15 protein-coding genes are annotated in these 19,653 nt (G+C 47.0%); 8 read left to right on the top strand and 7 right to left on the bottom strand.

What is annotated here, in order from left to right:
- Positions 1–439 precede the first annotated feature (439 nt).
- Complete coding sequence (locus QZW47_RS24145; protein WP_293132699.1) at positions 440–3,502, bottom strand: PAS domain S-box protein; 3,063 nt, start codon at positions 3,500–3,502, stop codon at positions 440–442.
- Between the two features lie 399 nt (positions 3,503–3,901).
- Positions 3,902–4,141: a hypothetical protein gene (locus QZW47_RS24140; RefSeq protein ID WP_293132696.1), complete on the bottom strand. Its 240-nt coding sequence runs from the start codon at positions 4,139–4,141 to the stop codon at positions 3,902–3,904.
- Between the two features lie 202 nt (positions 4,142–4,343).
- Between QZW47_RS24140 and trpD the strand changes: the two genes are divergently transcribed.
- Positions 4,344–5,462 carry an anthranilate phosphoribosyltransferase gene (gene trpD / locus QZW47_RS24135; protein WP_293132735.1) on the top strand — a complete coding sequence of 373 codons (1,119 nt, stop codon included), beginning with the start codon at positions 4,344–4,346 and terminating at the stop codon, positions 5,460–5,462.
- Between the two features lie 255 nt (positions 5,463–5,717).
- On the top strand, positions 5,718–5,852 hold the full coding sequence (locus QZW47_RS24130) for a hypothetical protein (RefSeq protein ID WP_293132693.1): 135 nt from the start codon (positions 5,718–5,720) through the stop codon (positions 5,850–5,852).
- Positions 5,853–6,147: 295 nt separating this feature from the next.
- Here the strand turns inward: QZW47_RS24130 and QZW47_RS24125 are convergent, their stop codons facing one another.
- Positions 6,148–6,828: a retropepsin-like aspartic protease gene (locus QZW47_RS24125; RefSeq protein WP_293132691.1), complete on the bottom strand. Its 681-nt coding sequence runs from the start codon at positions 6,826–6,828 to the stop codon at positions 6,148–6,150.
- A 192-nt stretch (positions 6,829–7,020) separates the two neighbouring features.
- Here QZW47_RS24125 and carA point away from each other — a divergent pair, with 192 nt between their 5' ends.
- From carA to QZW47_RS24095, 6 genes are all read left to right on the top strand, one after another.
- Complete coding sequence (carA, locus tag QZW47_RS24120; protein ID WP_293132688.1) at positions 7,021–8,172, top strand: glutamine-hydrolyzing carbamoyl-phosphate synthase small subunit; 1,152 nt, start codon at positions 7,021–7,023, stop codon at positions 8,170–8,172.
- Positions 8,173–8,809: 637 nt separating this feature from the next.
- A complete protein-coding gene (locus QZW47_RS24115) occupies positions 8,810–9,166 on the top strand; it encodes an STAS domain-containing protein (protein WP_293132685.1) in 357 nt (118 codons plus the stop codon).
- A 320-nt stretch (positions 9,167–9,486) separates the two neighbouring features.
- A complete protein-coding gene (locus QZW47_RS24110; RefSeq protein ID WP_293132682.1) occupies positions 9,487–9,942 on the top strand; it encodes a ribonuclease III domain-containing protein in 456 nt (151 codons plus the stop codon).
- Positions 9,943–10,223: 281 nt separating this feature from the next.
- Entirely contained in the window at positions 10,224–11,720 is a 1,497-nt protein-coding gene (rlmB, locus tag QZW47_RS24105) for a 23S rRNA (guanosine(2251)-2'-O)-methyltransferase RlmB (RefSeq protein WP_293132679.1), read from the top strand.
- A gap of 392 nt (positions 11,721–12,112) precedes the next feature.
- Positions 12,113–13,063: an RRXRR domain-containing protein gene (locus tag QZW47_RS24100; RefSeq protein ID WP_293132676.1), complete on the top strand. Its 951-nt coding sequence runs from the start codon at positions 12,113–12,115 to the stop codon at positions 13,061–13,063.
- Positions 13,064–13,482: 419 nt separating this feature from the next.
- A complete protein-coding gene (locus QZW47_RS24095; RefSeq protein WP_293132732.1) occupies positions 13,483–13,761 on the top strand; it encodes a DUF1816 domain-containing protein in 279 nt (92 codons plus the stop codon).
- Positions 13,762–13,951: 190 nt separating this feature from the next.
- Here the strand turns inward: QZW47_RS24095 and QZW47_RS24090 are convergent, their stop codons facing one another.
- The 4 genes from QZW47_RS24090 to QZW47_RS24075 form a co-directional block, all read right to left on the bottom strand.
- Complete coding sequence (locus QZW47_RS24090; protein WP_293132673.1) at positions 13,952–14,788, bottom strand: alpha/beta hydrolase; 837 nt, start codon at positions 14,786–14,788, stop codon at positions 13,952–13,954.
- Between the two features lie 113 nt (positions 14,789–14,901).
- A complete protein-coding gene (locus QZW47_RS24085) occupies positions 14,902–17,346 on the bottom strand; it encodes a bifunctional serine/threonine-protein kinase/ABC transporter substrate-binding protein (RefSeq protein WP_293132671.1) in 2,445 nt (814 codons plus the stop codon).
- 25 nt (positions 17,347–17,371) lie between these two features.
- Entirely contained in the window at positions 17,372–18,634 is a 1,263-nt protein-coding gene (locus tag QZW47_RS24080) for a serine hydrolase (protein ID WP_293132668.1), read from the bottom strand.
- 519 nt (positions 18,635–19,153) lie between these two features.
- A complete protein-coding gene (locus tag QZW47_RS24075; protein ID WP_293132666.1) occupies positions 19,154–19,609 on the bottom strand; it encodes a helix-turn-helix domain-containing protein in 456 nt (151 codons plus the stop codon).
- Between the last annotated feature and the right edge of the window lie 44 nt (positions 19,610–19,653).

Below are 19,653 nucleotides of genomic sequence, written 5' to 3'. Positions count from 1 at the left end.
TGACAGTTGACAGTTGACAGTTGACAGTTGGTAATTTTTAGTAATGACTAATGACTAATGACTACTGATACCATGCGTGACAAATTGTTGCTACCATTATTAAGCGTATATAAATTATCTGTCACAATCATAAATTGCCGGATACGGCAGTGCCGTGTCGCTACTGGTAAAAACCTCTAATTTCTTTTTTGTAGGAATGTTTTTTCACGCTTGGTATGACTACTGATACCTATTTCAAAAATTATTGCTACAACACTTGCATTTGAGTTTGTTTAGTCAAATATTGTCGTGCTGGTGCGTCGCTCGATCGATTTTCTGTCTTTTTTTTGGTACGATCGATGGCGACACACCCTACGAATATTGTTGCATTGATTTTTCACGCTTGGTATGACAACTGTCAACTGACAACTGACTACTGACAACTGACTACTGACTACTGTCAACTGTCAACCCCTCGACTCCGCGGGCGGGCTCTTCTGTCAACTGTCAACTGACTAATTTGCTCGATCGGCATTTCGATGATAAACTCGGCTCCTTGGCCTGGTGCAGACACGCAACTGAGCATCCCGCTGTGCTCTTGGAGGACTTTGTAGGAAATTGACAGGCCCAAACCGGTACCTTTGCCGGCGGGTTTGGTGGTAAAAAATGCCTCGAATAATTGCTGGCAAACTTCTTGGGGCATACCGGGGCCGTTGTCAGAAATCCGAATTACAGCATTGGAGTTTTGGACTTCCGTCTTAATTTTAATCTTGCTGCGGTTAGTTTTGGCTTCGGCAACCGATCGCCCTGCGTTGTATTCCTCGATCGCGTCGATCGCATTTCCGATCAAATTCATAAATACCTGATTGATTTTACCAGAATAACACTCAACTAAAGGCAAGCTGCCATATTCTTTAATTACCGCAATTTCCGGATAGTTGCCGCGCGCCCTCAATCGGCTTTGCAGGATTAGGAGGGTTCCTTCAATGCCTTCGTGTAGATTTACCTTGGTCATTTGAGAATCGTCTTTGCGAGAGAAATTTCTGAGCGATCGCACAATTTCCCGAATGCGATCGGCGCCCACCTGCATCGAAGAGATTGCTTTTGGCAAATCTTCTAACAAAAATTCTAGCTCGATATCCTCCATTTGCTTTTGAATTGATGCCGGGGGCTGCGGGCAGTTTTTCTGGTACATTTCGATCAAATGCAGCAAATCTTCCGTATAATGGCCGACGTGGACGAGATTGCCGCAGACGCTGCTAACGGGATTGTTAATTTCGTGAGCTACACCGGCTACCATTTGACCTAGGGTAGACATTTTTTCGGTGTGAATTAATACTGCTTGAGTTTGCTGCAATTCCTCCAAAGTATGTTCGAGCTGAATTTTTTGTTGGGTTAACTCGGCTTGCGATCGCACCAAAGCTTCTTCGCTGCGTTTTTGTTCGGAAATATCAGTAATCAAACCTTCCAAGGCGAGCAATTCTCCCGAGTCCGAATACACTCCCAAACCTTGCTCCCAAACCCATTTTAATTCGCCGTTTTTACAAGTAATGCGGTAATTTAGCTGATAGGGTTGATTTTCTTGTAAGGCAATTTCTACGGCATTGCAGAAGATTTCGCGATCGTCCGGGTGAGTCAATTCTGAGAGAGAAACTTGGCCGGTGCCGATAAATTCTTCGGGAGAATAGCCGGATAACTGATAGCAACCTTCGCTGACAAACTCCATACTGCGATCGGCATCGTTGCGAAAACGGTAGGCCATCCCGGGCAAATTGCTCATCAGCGTGGATAAGGCGCGCTGGCTTTCCCGCAGGGCTTCTTCTGCGTGTTTGCGATCGGTAATATCCGTCATCACCGTCAGCATACAGAGTTCGCCCTCCAAATTAATCAACTCCGCTGACAGCAAACACACCACCGCCGATCCCGACTTCATCATAAACTCGCATTCCTGATTGCGAACCACACCTTTTTCGTGCAAACTTTGTCTAAAATCTACTCTGTCTTGCGGCCTTGTCCAAATATTTAATTCAGGTACCGTATGACCGAATATTTCTTCCCTCAAGTAACCGAGAGTTGACAAAAAACTGTCGTTCGCCTCCAGAAATCGCCCCTCAGCAAAAGTAGTAATAGTCATCGGATCGGGACTCGAACGAAAAGCCTTAGAAAACTTTTCCTCCGACAAACTCAACTGTTTTATAGCGTCTTCCAACTGACTTGTCCGCTCTTTCACCCGGTATTCCAACACCTCGTTAGCCTGCTTCAGAGCCACCTGAGCCTGCACGCGATCGGTGATATCGCGCACCACAGCTTGCAGACCCATTTTGCCGCCGATATCCATAGAAGTTAGCAGCACTTCCGCCGGAAACTCGGAACCATCCAAACGGCAGTGCCGCCAGTCAAAACGGCAATTTCCAGTTTCCAGAGCCGTATTAATCCACTGTTGAGACAGACTCATAGAATCTTGTCCATCCGGTTGCATCAGCGGGCTAAATTGTGAAGGATGCTTGCCACAAAACTCCGATTCTGTGCTGCATCCAAATAACTTTAAAGTAGCCGGATTGCAATCCAAAAAACCCTCTTCGTCTAGCAGCATTACGGCATCTGTCGTCGATTCGTACAAAGTGCGAAACTTCTTTTCCGATGCTTGCAAAGAAGCAATCAACTGCATCCTTTCCTCTCCCGCCTGCTTTTGCTGAGTAATGTCCTGCATTACTTGAGAAAAGCCCTGCAACTCTCCGCTTTCATCCCGCAAAGGAGTAACAATAATTTTCGCCCAGAATCGTGAGCCATCTTGACGAAACCGCCAGCCTTCACTTTGATATCTACCTGCTGCGGTAGCTGTAGCTAATTTTTCTTGCGGCAGATTATTTGCAATATCTTCAGCCGTATAAAAGCACTCCGAGTTTTTGCTAATTATTTCGCTGGCTTCATACCCCAAAATCCTTTTAGCCCCAGAATTCCAGCTCGCTACATATCCCTTAGTATCTAACATGAATATTGCATAATCTTTGACGCCTTCAATGACCATCCGCAGCCGTTCTTCACTTTCTCGCATTGCAGATTCAGCATTTTTGCGCTGAGTAATATCTTCCACAAAACCTTCGTAGTAAAGCAATTTTTCGCCTTCATCGCAGACAGCTCGGGCATTTTCCACAATCCAAATTACTGTGCCATCTCGGCGATAAATCTGCGATTCAAAATCCGACACGACGCCTTGTGCTTGCAAAGCAGAAATAAACTGAGCGCGCCGATCGCGATTAACGTAAAGCTGATCGCTGATATCAGTCAGACTGTCCATCAATTCGGCGGCGGAATTATATCCGTAGATGCGAGCCAAAGCTGGGTTAGCACTCAGGTAGCGACCGTCTTTGGTTGTCTGGAAAATGCCAGACACAGCATTTTCAAACATACTGTAATATTTTGCTTCCATCTGGTGCAGTGCCTCCTCGATATTCTGACAATCGATCGCTTTGTTTTCCAATTTACACTCGATCGTTTTATTTTCTAATTTTTGGTGTCTCACTTTTGAATACCCTGCTGTATTTTTGTGTAAAATTAATTTTTTTTGCTATAGTTAGTAGCACAGATGCTGTGTCCCCTATCAATTAACCGCCCGGTCGTGGATTTTTTTCGATGATTCCTCTATTGCTGGCAACACATACCAGAAGCTACTCCAGCAGTTTCCTTACAGAATACCTATGTTTGATGCGATCTAGAACTGTTAGAGTTGGAGATTCCAGGGAAACTGCTGTTTTTATTAACTTCATCTATTGCGCCGTTAGTTGTTAGGAGAGTTGTGACAGGTTAACCAGTCCGGTCTTTTTTTTATACAAATGAGTGTCAAAATTGGATTGGCCAACCTATATCCTAAAAGTTACCGTCGTTTGAGGCAAACCCGACCGTTAAAAGCTCCCTCAATATATTAGCAATTACATACCCTGAAATTAGTTAGCTGCCAGTCTGTGGCTTCTGTTTCGGCAGTAGCTTCTACCGCTGCCGTTTGGACTGCCTCGCGCGAGGCTAACTCCCTGCAAGTAATCCGCCAGTCGCTCTCAATGCTTGCCGTTGCACTGGCCCGTTGAAATTGATTTGGAGACGGCAGATAGTATGGCTGACGGTCGATCGCTCTTGACAAGGCGGCCACCATATCTAAAAGTGTCACAATCCGGGGGACGATTGTTGTATCAAAAAGTTCATATTCGGATACTGCGGGCGGATAAATTCTGTAGCGATGCTGTCATTTGGGCAAAAATCTGGGTTCCGGCGCGCCAAATGTCCCCAGCAAGTCTGGTAAAATCCCGATCGACTCTCAGTTTCCCCGGACATCAAAAAATCCCACCCCAGCCCAAAAATATTCTCCCTACATGACTGATTCTCCTGTACTTACAACACCAGACATATCCGCAGCTTCAACTTTGACAGCCGATTCTCCCCTGTGGCCAGCCCTGCTGCAACAACTGTTAGATAGAGAATCTCTCGCGCGCGCCCAAGCCGCCGACTTGATGCAGGGATGGCTCGCAGAAGCCATACCCCCCGTGCTTTCCGGCGCAATTTTAGCAGCCCTCCAAGCCAAAGGAATCTCGGCAGCAGAATTAGCAGGAATGGCTCAGGTATTGCAGTCTCAGTCTTTGACGGGCGAGTCGGATAGCGTTTTCGACGATCGCCAATCTCCCATCTCCCGTCTCAAATTAATCGATACTTGCGGCACCGGCGGAGACGGCGCCTCAACGTTCAACATCTCAACGGCTGTCGCCTTTGTAGCCGCCGCCGGCCAAGTTCGAGTCGCCAAACACGGAAATCGATCGGCATCCAGCAAAGTCGGTTCTGCTGACGTGTTAGAAGCACTCGGAGTCAACCTCGGCGCCGATGCGGCCAAGGTAAAAGCTGCCGTAGACGAAGTAGGCATCACCTTTTTATTTGCCCCTGGGTGGCATCCCGCCCTTAAGGCTGTAGCGTCGCTGCGGCGGACATTGAAGGTGCGGACTGTTTTTAACCTTTTAGGGCCGCTCGTCAATCCTATGCGCCCTACAGGGCAGGTAATCGGGGTGTTCGATCCTAGTCTGGTATCAACTATTGCCCAAGCTTTGGGCGAGTTGGGGACGGAGTTGGCGATCGTTGTTCACGGCCGAGAAAAGTTGGATGAGGCGGGTTTGGGTGATGTAACTGATTTGGCGGTGTTGTCGGGCGGCGAAGTTGAAATGACGAGTTTACACCCGGAACAGGTAGGATTGACGCCAAGTGCGATCGGCTCATTGAAAGGCGGAAATGTTGAGGAAAACGCCGAGATTTTGCGGAACGTTTTGCAAGGCAAAGGTACAGCAGCACAAATGGATGTTGTAGCTTTAAATGCGTCTTTGGCTTTTCAGGTGGGAGGTGTAATTCCCATGGGTTCCCACGCCGCAGGAGTTTCTCTGGCTAAGGACATTTTATCGAGCGGCGAATCTTGGTTGAAGTTGCAGCAGTTAGTGGAGTTTTTGCGGTAAATGAAGAAGTTCCGCAACGTATAGATGTGCGGGTTACATCGGGAGCATCTCTTTTTTGCAAAAAGGATGTTTCTTTACAGTGCTGTCCCCGCTCGCGTGCTGTATAGAACCCATTTGACATCTTTTATAAAATCCTTACAGAGTAACCATTTTAGCCTAAATCTAGGATTCTACTGATTCTGCACAGATCGCGAGCGGGGACACTCGCACTAGGTTCTATAGAACTCATTTGACATCTTTGAGTTTTTGGGTTGGGTGACGAGAAATACCGAGAGAAACCCGGTTTCTGAGATTTACGCCCGGGGCAAGAAACCGGGTTTCTACGAGTTTTTGGGTTGGATGACGAGAAATACTCCTAGAAACCCGGTTTCTGAGATTTACGCAGAATAAATCTCAAATGGGTTCTATACAGATCGCGAGCGGGGACAGCACTACAAAAGCTTGCTTCTTCCCTCTTCCTTCTTCCGTCTTCCTGATGACTAGCCCTCGGCTTGCTTCGGCGAGAGATCTTCGGACAAGATGCTCCGGCCAAGTCGAGAGCGGGTAAATTGACCAATGACCAATGACCAATGACCAATGACCAATGACCAATGACCAATGACCAATGACCAATGACCAATGACCAATGACCAATGACCACCCTTCGGCTTCGCTCTTCGGGCGAGATGACCAATGACCAATGACTTCACGATCGCGATCGAAACTCAATCACATCTTGCTTAATAGTCACATCTTTATTACCAAAAAAGTCGTGACCGAGCAGCCCGATTTCTAGTGCTGGCGAGATTGGTACAACGATATCTTTAATCGCCAAACCGCCAGCTTCGATTGAAGTAACACTACCCAGAGAAAAAGTAGCCTCTCCGTTGGGAGTTTTTGCTTGCACGGTTCCTTTCGGAACTATCCCCAAAGCGGTAGCCATTGCTGGGGTAATTACTGTGCGGCTGGCTCCAGAATCTACCATCATCTCGAACTTTTGCTTGCCATTAAAGGTGACTTCGATGACTGGGATATTAGCTTCTCGGCGTTTAATTTTGACCAGAAACACTCCCGACTTAGTATCAGCCTTAGTGTCAGACTTACTATCAGATTTAGTATCAGGCGAAGCAGCGGGAGTCGATTGTTGGGGGACAAAACCGCATACCGATCGGCTCAAGCTGACAGTTTGGCCGCTAGAGTTCCGCATGAAGCATCCCTCGCTCTCTTGAGCGGTCGCTCGCGAGGAGTTGACTGCGCTGTAAACTAACATTGAACTGCTCAGAGAAATAACGGCTGTTAAAGCCAGTACAGGTTTCCGCAGGTTTTGAGGGTTCAGCAGAGGTTTGATTGAGTTTGATGGTAAAGGCAAGGGAGATTGGCTGGTCATGGTTTGATAAAACGGTTTAGGTCGATCGTAACAACGACAACTGCCTTTTGGAATAGATAATCCTGGACTCGGACATCAACACATTCTGCCCTCGGCTTGCACAAATTAAAATAACTTCTGTATATTGCCGGCTAGCATCAAATCCCAGGCAGTGGTAAGAATTAAACCAAACGACTGTAATTTAAGGATGCCATGTCACTTTCAACTGCACAACCCGCCCTCCTAGTCTTGGCTGACGGTACTGCTTACCGCGGCTGGTCGTTTGGCGCTGACGCCACCGTCGTCGGTGAGGTCGTATTCAACACAGGAATGACCGGCTACCAAGAAGTTTTGACCGATCCGAGCTATTGCGGTCAAATTGTCACTTTTACTTATCCAGAATTGGGCAATACCGGGGTAAATCTTGAAGATGAAGAATCTGCACGGCCGCAAATTAAAGGTGCGATCGCCCGCAATGTATGCAGCCGACCCAGCAACTGGCGCTGTTCAAAATCCCTGCAAGACTACCTAAAACAGTACGACATCCCCGGCATTTACGGCCTTGACACCCGCGCCCTAACTCGCAAAATTCGCACCGTGGGAGCGATTAACGGCGGCATTTCGACCACAATTCTCGACCAGGCGGAGCTTTTGGAGCAAGTCCAAGACGCCCCCAGCATGGCGGGGCTGAATTTGGTGAAGGAAGTAACCACCCGCGAGGTTTACGAGTGGTCTGAAGCCACAGATGCAGTGTGGGAGTTCAGTCCGACTGTTAAGCCTGCTAACGGCAAAATGTGGACGGTGGTAGCGCTAGACTTTGGGATTAAGCGCAACATCCTGCGGCGTTTGGCGAGTTACGGCTGTCGGGTGATTGTTGTTCCTGCTGACACCTCAGCCGAAGCAATTCTCAAATACAACCCGGATGGTATTTTTCTGTCCAATGGCCCTGGAGATCCTTCGGCGGTAACGGAAGGGATCGCGACTGCGAAAGCTTTGTTGAAGTCGGACAAACCTGTGTTCGGTATCTGTATGGGACACCAGATTCTGGGCATTTCCTTGGGTGCGGAAACGTTTAAACTGAAGTTCGGCCACCGGGGATTGAATCATCCGGCCGGTTTAACTCAGCAGGTAGAAATTACTAGCCAAAATCACGGTTTTGCGATCGACCCTGACTCCCTAGTCCCAGAAGTAGAAATTACTCACCTCAACTTGAACGATCGCACCGTAGCCGGATTGAAGCACAAAACCTTGCCCCTGTTCTCAGTGCAGTACCACCCAGAATCCAGTCCCGGCCCCCACGACGCTGACTATTTGTTCGATCGATTCGTGCAGTCCATGCGAGACCATCAAAAAGTAAAAGCTTAGCCATTTCTGGGGAGTCATTGGTCATTAGTTATTAGTCAAGAGTCATTAGTCAAGAGTCATTAGTCAAGAGTCATTGGTCAAGAGTCATTGGTCAAGAGTCATTGGTCAAGAGTCAAGAGTCAAGAGTCAAGAGTCATTGGTCAAGAGTCAAGAGTCATTGGTCAAGAGTCAAGAGTCATTGGTCAAGAGTCATTAGACTGGAATTGGCTTACTCAGTCCTTTTAATCAAATTTTCCAGGAGGCGGGACGGCTAACCCTCTAATCCCTACAAGAAAAAATCATTTTTGTGGGATCGACCCTCCTGGCCCGTCACAGCTATTTTTGCAATTGCTTACCGCTCTGAGGGTGTTTATGTAGATGGCTTCTGACTAAATCAATAGTCCGGACAGTTTTTTGGATAGCGACTAAAACCCGCATTCTACCGTTAATATTTCACAGATCGCGGAACCCGGAACCCTTATTCTACCGTTGGTGATTCAAAACAGTCCGGACTATTAACTAATGACTAACGACTCATGACTAATCACAAAAAAAATGACTGATGACCAAAAAACTGTAGACAAAAAACCAAAAAACTCATATAATGAAGCCTCGACTTTAAGCCATATCTAGCTAGGAGGGTGTCATTCCTGAGTCATTGACCCTGACCGTTAGCCTCAGAGGCACTCGCGAAGTCAAGAATAACCATCAGTTATTTCGCTTGACTGGCCTGCTGGACGCTTTTTCTGAGGCCACTTTTCGGAAGGTACTGAGCAAATGTATTGACGAGGGCCCAAAACACGTAATTTTGGACTTGTCTCAGATAGACTTTGTGGATAGTTCGGGCTTGGGTGCACTTGTGCAACTTGTCAAGAAAGCCCAAACCTTGGAAGGGACATTACAAATTGTCTCAAATCCCCGCGTAACTCAGACTGTTAAACTGGTTCGCTTAGAGAAATTTTTGTCTTTGCAGCCTTCGGTTGATGAGGCGGTTAAAAACGTCAAGGATGCTTGACGCCAAAGTGGTTTAATTCGCTATCCGGTTGTTAACGCTGGATAGCAAATTTTTATGGTTTGGCGACCCAAAAATAGCACTTTTCCCAGAACCTGCTCCCTACGGTGCTATTTTCCTCCATGCTTAGGTTTCCGGTGGAAGGGTAGTAAAATATGTGTGGCAAATACGCGGAAAAATGGTATAAGAATTAGGGAGCCAGCAGGTGTGAGCGATCGCCTTAACCAAGCAGTACAATCGCTATAATTGCTGAAGAGACTAAAGACGAAATAAGTAAGTGTAGAAAAACCAACAAGCTGTGCGTTCGTTTTATTTAAAAAAGTATGTCGCCGATCGCAGATGACGGACTCAAACTGAGTCTGACTGATATCAGTTTAAATCGAGTGCATCCTGCGAGGGCAACACCAGCAGAAATAGAAAGAATTTCGCCCGCAGCCTGGGCATATTTGGGAGATGCAGTCTACGAACTCTACATTCGGAGTTCGTATTTAATGCCCCCCAGAAGATTGCAAGCTTATCACGAATTGGTGGTAGGGCAAGTACGAGCCGAAACTCAAGCACGTCACTTGCGATCGCTCTCTCCTTACTTGAACAGTACAGAATTAGCCATTGTCAAGCGCGGCCGCAATGCCGTATCCGGCCGCTCCAAGCGAGCCGATCCAGAAATATACCAACAAGCCAGCAGCTTAGAAACTTTGATCGGATATTTGTACCTCACCGATCCCGAAAGATTGACCGAAATTCTGGGATTTTTAGAACTTGAGACTGAAAGTATTTAGCCGTTGAAAGTTGGAACGGCGAGGAATTAATTCATAATTCTGGTACGCCAACCTTACACAGCAAACAGCTCGCGAAGGCAAACAGGATTTATCAATTATTAATTAGCAAGTTTAGCACAGCAAAATCCTTGCTCCCAAACCAGCCAATCTAAAATCTCGATGCCCCAAGATTGCTCCCTCAAATCGAAAAATCGAAAAATGGCAAATCTTCAAGATCGATCGGTCAATCCAAAATCTCAAATCGAAAAATCAAAAATCGCTGTGACTGCGACAAAAAACCAATGAGAAAATTTACCAAACCCAACTCTTCGCGATCGAACTCCGACAGCAAGCCATTCCGCAGCGAAGGCCGCCGTCAAGACTCACAACCGTCCTCTGCCCGCTTTGAACGCAAGCCCCGTCCCGACACTCGGGGAGTAGACGCCCCTCAAAAGCGATCGACTTTCTCCCCCCAATCCCGAGAAATGCCCGTGCGATCGATTTACAAACGGAATGTCGATGGCGACAGCCAACCATCCATACGCAGACATTTCAAAGACAGAGACGCAGACAGCAGCCCGCAGGAATCCCGCAACAATTTCCGAGACAGAGACAGAGATAGCAGCCCGCAGCCAGCCCGCAACAATTTCCGAGACAGAGACAGAGATAGCAGCCCGCAGCCAGCCCGCAACAATTTCCGAGACAGAGACAGAGACGGATACAGCAGCCCGCAGCCAGCCCGCAACAATTTCCGAGACAGAGACGGAGACGGATACAGCAGCCCACGGCCAGCCCGCAACAATTTCCGAGACAGAGACGGCAGCCCGCAGCCAGCCCGCAACAATTTCCGAGACAGAAACAGAGACAGCAGCCCGCAGGAATCCCGCGGCAATTTTTACAAAGACAGAGACAAAAACAGAGACAGAGACAGCAGCCCGACGGAATTCCGGGGAAATCATTTCCGAGACAGAGACAAAGACAGAGACACTCGCCCGGTTGACACTGCCTCAAATACCGTCGTGCAGCCAGACGCAGACACAGACGACATGATTTACGGGCGCCATGCGGTGCAAGCAGCCTTAGAAACAAACCAAGTTCTGAACCGCATTTGGGTTGTCCCGCACCTACGCTACGATCCTCGCTTTCACAGCTTGCTAACCGAAGCCAAGGCCAACGGCAGCATCATCGACGAAGTTGACGATTTGCGCCTCGACTACATCACCCGCAAGGCAAACCACCAAGGCGTAGCAGCCCAAGTATCAGCCTACGAATACCTCGATTTGAGCGAACTGATCGCACAGGCTAAGGCGGATTGTGCAGATCCCGTAATTGTGGTAGCAGAAGGACTCAACGACCCCCACAATCTAGGGGCGATTATTCGCACCGCAGAAGCATTGGGAGCTCAGGGCATGGTGATTCCGCAGCGGCGGGCCGTTGGCATTACCTCAGCCGTGAGAAAAGTTGCAGCCGGTGCATTGGAAAGCCTGCCAGTATCGAGGGTTGTCAATCTTAACCGGGCGCTGGAACAATTGAAAGAAGCTGGCTTCTGGATTTATGGCGCTGCTGCGGGCGTGGGTGACTCGGTAGAAACCATCAAGTTCTCCGGGCCCACTGTTTTAGTTGTCGGCGGTGAAGCTGATGGTTTGAGCCTTTTGATACAGCGCGGATGTGACGGATTAGTTTCAATTCCTTTGAGGGGAAAGACTCCTAGTTTGAATGTCTCGGTAGCAACGGGGATGGCTTTATACGAAATTTATCGCCAGCGCGGGCCCAAAAAATTTCACGTCCACGGATCGTGAAATTGGTTGAAAAAAACAGCACAACAGAGTAATTTATGTAAGTAGCTAAAGCGTTGCGATCGCTGTCTGTAGCTACTTACACTTTGCTAGCATAATGCCGATCAAATGTCAGCGGGAAAAACACCATGTATGGACTCAAATTAGAGGTAAAACTGAATAGATAACAGATCACTGTCACTAACCCCGGCCTAAAGGCACGGGGCTTGTCAGGACTCTAAGCCAATAGAGAAAAGCAAGCGCAAGTAGGACTAGACACTAGCTGAGAAGCTAATTTGAACGATCGGAAGGTGGCACTTCTGGCAACGTTAAGGACACCTCCCTAATCCCTAACCTCTTGGATCGTCAAAGTCGAAGGGAATTAAACAATTAGCCTTACCGGCAAACCAACCAAGATGCAATACGTTCCAGTAGTTGACTCAAGCCAGCGACCTTTGATGCCTACAACACCAATGCGGGCCCAAAGATGGATTGAATCTGGAAAAGCAACTCCATTCTTTCGTAAAGGAATCTTTTGCATTCGCTTAAACGTTGAGCCGTCTAATCGTCTAATGCAACCTGTAGCAGTTGGAATCGATCCGGGTTCCAAGCGCGAAGGGTACACTGTCAAATCCAAAGCTCACACCTATCTCAACCAGCAATTCCATGCGGTTGATTGGGTTAAGGATGCAGAGGAGGCGAGTACCAATGCCAGACGTGCCAGACGCAACCGCAAGACACCGTATCGAAAGAATCGCCAAAATCGCAAGCGCGGCGGGATTCCTCCGAGCACAAAAGCAAGATGGCAATTCAAGGTCAGAGTTGTTAAGGTCTTGGCCTCTATCTTCCCTGTTTCCCATATTGGGATTGAAGATATCAAAGCCACAACCAAGAAAGGTTGCAAGGCTTGGAATACATCTTTTTCACCCCTGGAAGTTGGAAAGCAGTGGTGCAACTGGGAATTAGAAAAAATTGCACCCGTGACCAAGTTCGACGGCTGGGAGAATACCTATCAAACCAGACAAGCGCTGGGACTGAAGAAGTCCAAGAAAAAACTATCTAACAGTTTTGACGCTCATTGCGTTGATTCGTGGGTTTTGGCTTATTTGCTAGTGGGCGGTGATTCTGGGCCAGACAATACAGCGGTAATGGAGTGCCAGCCGCTCCGCATTCACCGCAGACAACTTCATGTTTTCAATCCCGGCAAGAATGGATACCGCCGCCCTTATGGGGGTTCTATGTCGCAAGGGTTAAAGCGGGGCGGGATTGTCAAGCATCCCAAATACGGTAAATGCTGTTTGGAGGTGGTGAAGACCTTCAAAAGTCTCGCGTCAGCCTGCACAGTCTTGATACAGGCAAACGCCTAACTCAAGGTGCAAAGCCGGGAGATTGCAAATTCCTTGCCTACAACTCTTGGCGAACTGTAAAGCCGTCCTAGAAGGACGGGGTTTCACACCATTTTTTCTGATGATGAGAAACCACTTGTTTGGTTATTTCCAGTTTTTCAGCAGCTACAGCGATGCAAAAATAGGTGGATTTCGCCCAAAAATGCTAGTTGCATAGCCTGAATAAGTAAGGATAGCTGCTCGGTTTTCGTTAGTTAAACACAGGGGAAAGTTTAAGGGGCATTAGTCATTAATTTCTAACAGGAATTAGACCCGAATCTATTTAGATATTACCTTTAAATAGGTTGGATAAATTCTTAGTAGCATCGCAGCCGCGTCAATAAAAAAAGCGCGTTGCCCGCACCACCATGAAAACACCGCTAAATACATTAGAAAAGCCGATGAAAGAACTCTTGATTAGCTTGCTCAACTTTTTCGGATTGGCTTGGTGGGTTGAAGTTAAAACTTCAGCGCCACGGTGCATTTACTATTTTGGCCCCTTCTTGACTTCTCAAGATGCCGAAGGTGCAAAAGCAGGTTATGTAGAAGACATTGAAAATGAAGGTGCAGAAGGTCTTAGTGTTTCCATTCAGCGCTGCAAACCTATTGCTTTGACTGTTGCAGATGATTTGGGAAAGTTTGGTGAGGGAGGGTTGTTGCCTGTTTTGAGCGGTCAGTAGCAGGAGGAATTGTGAGTTTTGAGTTTTGAGTTGTAAATTCAAATCCGGTAATATCGGAATTATACGCTGCCAGCGAACCCCGATCGCTCTTGGGGACGATCGCACTGTTTAATTCGGATGCAAACGCAAACGAGATAAATTCAAAACTTTTGACTGTTTGGTGATTAATTTCTTCTAACAAGTTCAAAACTCAAGACTCGCAATTGCCCACTGCTTCGGGGAAATTCTCAATCCAACGATCGATATCTGCGATTACTTGCTCGGGAATTTCCCACGGAAACAAGTGGGCTGTATTGGGATAGCACTCCCACTGACTCTGCTGGAGGTGGCGGGCTGTTTCTAAACTGGATGCTGAGGTGATATGTCGATCGCCCTCTCCAGCCAATACCAAGCAGGGACATTGAATGTCAGCAAGTTGTGGCAACCGATCGTATCCTGCCCTGAGAGCCGTATTTAAGGCATTTGTAGCGGCGCTGGAAGTCTGGAGGTAGGCGGGAGTACCTGCCCGTGCTAAGTAGCGGTAAGGGGTCGCTGTATGCTGCTGGATCAAGTAACGAAAGAGCGATCGCCTGCCAAAAGTATCAATATTCCACTGCCAACCGGGTACAACCCAGTTGATAATTCCGGCTAAACCGGTGTAAAGATTATCTTGCCAAGAGATGGGCGGGTGACTGCCGCGCGGTTTGGCGGCGGAGGCTAGGACAATCAAACCGGTGACTCGCTGGGGATATTTCATCGCTAATTCTAGGGCTAAAATCCCTCCCAAAGACCAGCCGATGACTAAAGTGCGATCGACTCCCAATCGGTCTAAAAGTGCCTCTAAATCAAGCAAGTGGTCGGTCATTTCAAAGGAATTTGAGGTGCGGCTGTTGCCGTAGCCGCGCAAGTCTGGGGCGATCGTCCGAAACCGCTGTGATAGGTGTTCTGTGAAGACAGACATACAATCGCCGGAACCGGGATGGCCGTGCAAGCAGAGAATCGGAAATCCTTCTCCTTTGACGGAAGCGTGGAGTTTTGTGTGAGACATTTACTGATTGGGCGATCGAAGGACAATAAAGGTTTGTAGTGAGGACTTTAGTCCGCATCCATCCGAGGACTAAAGTCCTCACTACAAACCTACAATCATTTGAGCTAGTTATGTCAATCGCACTTTAAACCTGCCGCTGCCGCTGTCGGATACTTGACTGGCACAAAAGCGAGGCCGAACTGCTCTTTTGGACATTTTACAATATGCACCAAATCGCTAGGGGGATTTTTGCGATCGCCATTTTTGGGCGATTCAAACTGAATAGTTCCGGTTGCTCCGTAAGCGCTAAATTTGGGATTCGCAAGCATTTTTTGCATTCCTTCACGACTAGGTTTTGACTGCATTTCCAAAGCTTTGATCAGTGCCTGCGTTGCATCGTAAGCTGAAGATATACGGGTATTTCTCTCTTCTCCCCACAGCGATCTCGCCTGTTGGGAAAATGCTTTGTTAGGACTGCTTAAAGGATGCCAGCTAACAGAAAAAATCAGTTTTTTAAACAAATTTTGCTTTTGCTGTGATGCCAATTCTAACATTTGCGGAAATACTAGCGTCCATCCCCCGACAATCCAATTTTGATCTTTATTAAGTTTGATTATCTCAAATGCGCTGTCTAGGGATCTCGTCAGATGAGGGTCTGGAACTAACACGATCGCAGTTTCTCCTTTTCCCTGAATTTCTTCGATAACTTTTTTGGCGCTGAACTTTTGTTGAGATAAATCGAAATCGCGAATCTCGACTATTTTTCCCCCTCGGATGTCTCGAAAATACTTTGTGAACTCTTCCCTAAAAGATGCTCCGAATGGGCTGCGAGGATTGTATAAAATAACTGCTTGTTTTTGATTTTTTGTGAGCAGGTATTTCGCTAAATCTTTAGCAATTACACTGCTCGTATATATACTCCGAAAGAAATTTTTCTTGGGTTCATAGGTCAGTTCTTCGGTAGCTGCACCCGGGGACATCAAAACCAGATTATTGTTATTGTAAATATCTACAGTGTGCATCGTCATCTCGCTGCTACCGTGACCGACAACTGCTAAAATATCCGGTTGATTTACCAGTGAAATTGCTCTTTTTTTTGCCTTTGCCCCATCATTTTCATCATCACTAATAATAATTTTCAGTCCTTTGCCATTAATGGCTTTACTTGCTAAAAAACCTTGACCGAAAAAGTCTCGATCCCTGTTAGGATTGAGCAATCCCAAATTAACTTCTGTTTGCGCTTGAGCCACTCCGCGCAGAAATTCTTTCCCCCGATCGCCCATGTAAACAGAACGATCGGGATTTCTCCGGTTACTAACAGGAAGAGCCACAGCTATTGTGTAATAAGGAGTCTTGCTTGCCTCTAGAAAGGCATTATTCATATAAATTAAAGTTTCTGGATCTTTGCCGTATTCTTGATTCCAGGATTTTTTGAATAAATTCAAAGCAGATGGATAATTTGATTTGGCAAACTCCTTAACTCCCTTTTCCTTTAGCCGAGGCGAAGAAGTTTTTACTAGGATTTCTTCGCCACCACTCACAGCATCTCCCTGGATGAAAGGATGAGTTTTTGGTTGAAAACAATTGTGTATAAAAAATGTTGCTGGCCCGACTAATACTGCGATCGCGATAAATATAGGTAATCTATGTTTAGGCAGAAATAGCAGTGATTTTTTCAAAGGTAATGAAGGTAATGGCGGTAGTTGTAATCCTGTGATCGATCGCAAATCGTGCAACACTTCAGCAGCGGATTGATAACGATAAGGATCGATAAAATGGTAGCGCACCATTTTATTTAAAATTTTTTCCAATTTGTCGCTAATTTGTACCATCGGGCGATCGTGCGTTGCATAGCGCCAGATGATTTCGGAAGTTTTTTGATCGGTAAAAAATTCTTCAATATGTAAACCTGTGATCGCTCGGATGCCTATGATTCCCGTAGCATAGATATCACTGTTAAATTTTGGTTGATTTTTCAACTGTTCCGCTGGCATATAACCCTCAGTACCAATTACGCGAGTTTGAGTTATTTGACCGCCGTCTAGCACTAAATTCCTAATACCTTTGACTGCCCCAAAGTCAATTAAAAAAATTTTGCCGTCACGCTTGCGCCGGATTAAGTTTGACGGTTTAATATCCCGATGAATCATACCTAGAGAGTGGACGAAATTTAAAATCGACAAAATCTCTAGCAATAAATCAATGACTTCTTTTTCCTCAAACTGCTTGCAGGGAAGGATATCTTCGCTCGGGAGTTCTTTGTTCAGCGGAGTTCCTTCGATGTATTCTTGAATTAAGTAAAATTTTCCATTTTGTTGAAAATGATCCATTAACCTAGGAATGCACTGGCACTGATCGAGATCCTTCAGAGCTTTAGCTTCTTTATTAAATAGTGCTGTTGCTTCCTGCAAAACTCTCGGATCGTTTGATTTAGGAGACAAAATTTCCTTGACGACGCAAGGAGAATTTTCGGGTTGCTCTAAATCGTTAGCTGTATAGGTAATCGCAAACCCTCCACACCCCAATTTAGCGATAATTTGGTAGCGATCGCACAGAATATCCCCTGGATTCAGGCACATAATTTTTTAACAAATTCTCAGATTTTCAAAAGCTGGGATTCTTACTAATATAATCGGCAATTTTAGCGATCGACTGGCGGATTTGTAGATCGCCGCTGGTGCGGCTGTCTATCACAGTCATCACATAGGCTTCGCCGTCAATGTTCATCGCTAAAGTTGTGCCGAGCACCAGGGAATTCTCCCCAGTTTTTTCGCCCAACCACTGGGCGTTAGTTCCTTTCAAGGCGGCGAATCCCAAATCGCGATCGTACTGGCGGTTGAGAGTTTCTACTAAAAGTTTAGCGCCTGGTGTTTCGCCGCTATAAATTTGCACCATCATTTCGGTGAGTTCGTTAGCAGTCAGGCGGTTAGGGCCGGAACCGGGGTTGGCGGGCATAGTTTTTTCGCCCATTAATTTGAAGTTGACGCGGGTGACTTGGTAGCCGCGATTGTCTAAGAATTGATTGATGTAATCGGCACCCAAATAATCGATCAGTTGATTGGTGGCGATGTTGCTGCTGCGATCGATCATTTCTTCTAACAGTACCTGCACCGGGTAATTGCGATCGGACACAATCTTTGTCGATGAGTCTTCGGTGAAATTGCCCGGATCGACTAATACTTCATGGTTTAGACTAATTCTTTCTTTTTCGAGTTTTTGCATCAGGGCGACAGCAATCGGCAGTTTAATTAAGCTGGCCGGGCTGACAGGAGGCACATCGCCCCGCAGGTTGACGCACTCTCTAGAAAGGTGGCAAATGCCGATCGATGCTTGATCCGACAAACCGCTTTCCCGAGCCACCACAGCCAAAAAATCAGATTTTGCTTGCTGCACTTGAGAGGTTGCTGCGGTTAAATTTTCCCGGTATTCCTGAGCTTTTGAGCCTGTGAGGGGAGCTAGAAATGAATTTTGGGGGACTTCTTGTAAGTTGTTGAGGGCCTGGTGCCACAAAAATTGAGTTTGCTGCGAAGATTCGATCGACTGATTTTGCTGTTTTCCAGTGTCTACGGCTTTGTTGGCTAAACGGACTGCTTGCTGTAAGCTGTCGTTTGCTCTCTGTTCTACTAATATTTGAACTTCTACCTCTTGCAACTGCTGTACCAGTTTTTCTTGGGGATTGCCCGCGAAGGGAACTAAGCCAGAGAGCAGGGTTGGTTCTGGGGAGGGTGAGGCGGGTTGTTCTAGTTGGGTGACGAGTTGATCGCGAATTTTGTAGAGTTCGTCTAGGGAACGCGGGTTAGATTGGGAGAATGAACTGGCGATGGTTAACACTTGAACCAGTCCGATGCTGGCTGCTACTGCTGCCATCTTGTTTGCGATCGACAAAAAACGCCCGAACCCTCGCATATTCCACATCCTCAACACAACCAAATTCAATCTAAGCAGCTCTTGTTACAAGAGTCAAACGATTTTAGATTTTAGCCCTAGCCGTAGGGTGCGTCGCGATCGACAATCCTGAAAAAAGAGCGACAATCCTATAGCGACGCACCTTTGCTTTTCAAGGGCACAGGAAACAAATTAGATTTGAGATTTTAGCCCTAGCCGTAGCCGTAGGGTGCGTCGCCACCGACAATCCTCTAGAAAGAGCGACCATCTCATCGCGACGCACCTTTGCTTTTAAAGAACGCAAGCAACAAACCCAACATTTTTGTTGTAGCAGCAAACTTTTTATAAATGATATTAAGGTGCGTCGCCACAAAATTGTAGATTTAATTTAGGGATTGTTAATGGCGACACACCCTACGAATACTACGCGAAAAGAAACAAAATAAAGGGATCGATCGCACTCAATGGCGATCGACCCCGTTTAAAAATATTGCGAACTATCTACTTTCGGCGGCGGCGCCGCCAATCAACACCCAACCGCTTGAGATAATCCCAGCCGCGTTGGGGCCAGACATGAGCGCTACCGGTCTTTTCGGCAATCCAGCGAGCTACTTTGGGGCCTGTCCAGTCTCCGCCATCGGGGGCGGGGCTTTGGAGGGCTTGGCGCAGTTCTTCTTGCTGTTCAGGACTCAGCAAGGATTTGGCAGGAGGAGGCTGGCGGTCTCCGCTGCGGTTTCTCACCGAGTTAGGCCCTTCTCGGTTGTAGCGCTGGACAATTTCTTTGGCGTAGTCGTAGTTGAGACCTACGACTTGGGCTGCTTGTTTGATAGTCCAATTTCGGGAAACTAAGAGTAGCAAGTGCCAGCGGCGCGACTCTGTGGTGTTTTGTGCCTGCCGGTAGCGAATTTTGAGTTCCTCTGCCGTCAGGTGAGATTCTAGGTGGGCTTTAGGTGGCATTCCTCCAACGGGGCATCGGGAACTTCTTAGCATATATCTCTGCT

Origin of the sequence: Microcoleus sp. bin38.metabat.b11b12b14.051 (genome assembly GCF_013299165.1) — a bacterium.
Taxonomy (GTDB): Bacteria; Cyanobacteriota; Cyanobacteriia; order Cyanobacteriales; family Microcoleaceae; genus Microcoleus.
The sequence above is the reverse complement of the archived record's forward strand: the minus strand, read 5'-3'. Positions and strand labels throughout refer to the sequence as shown.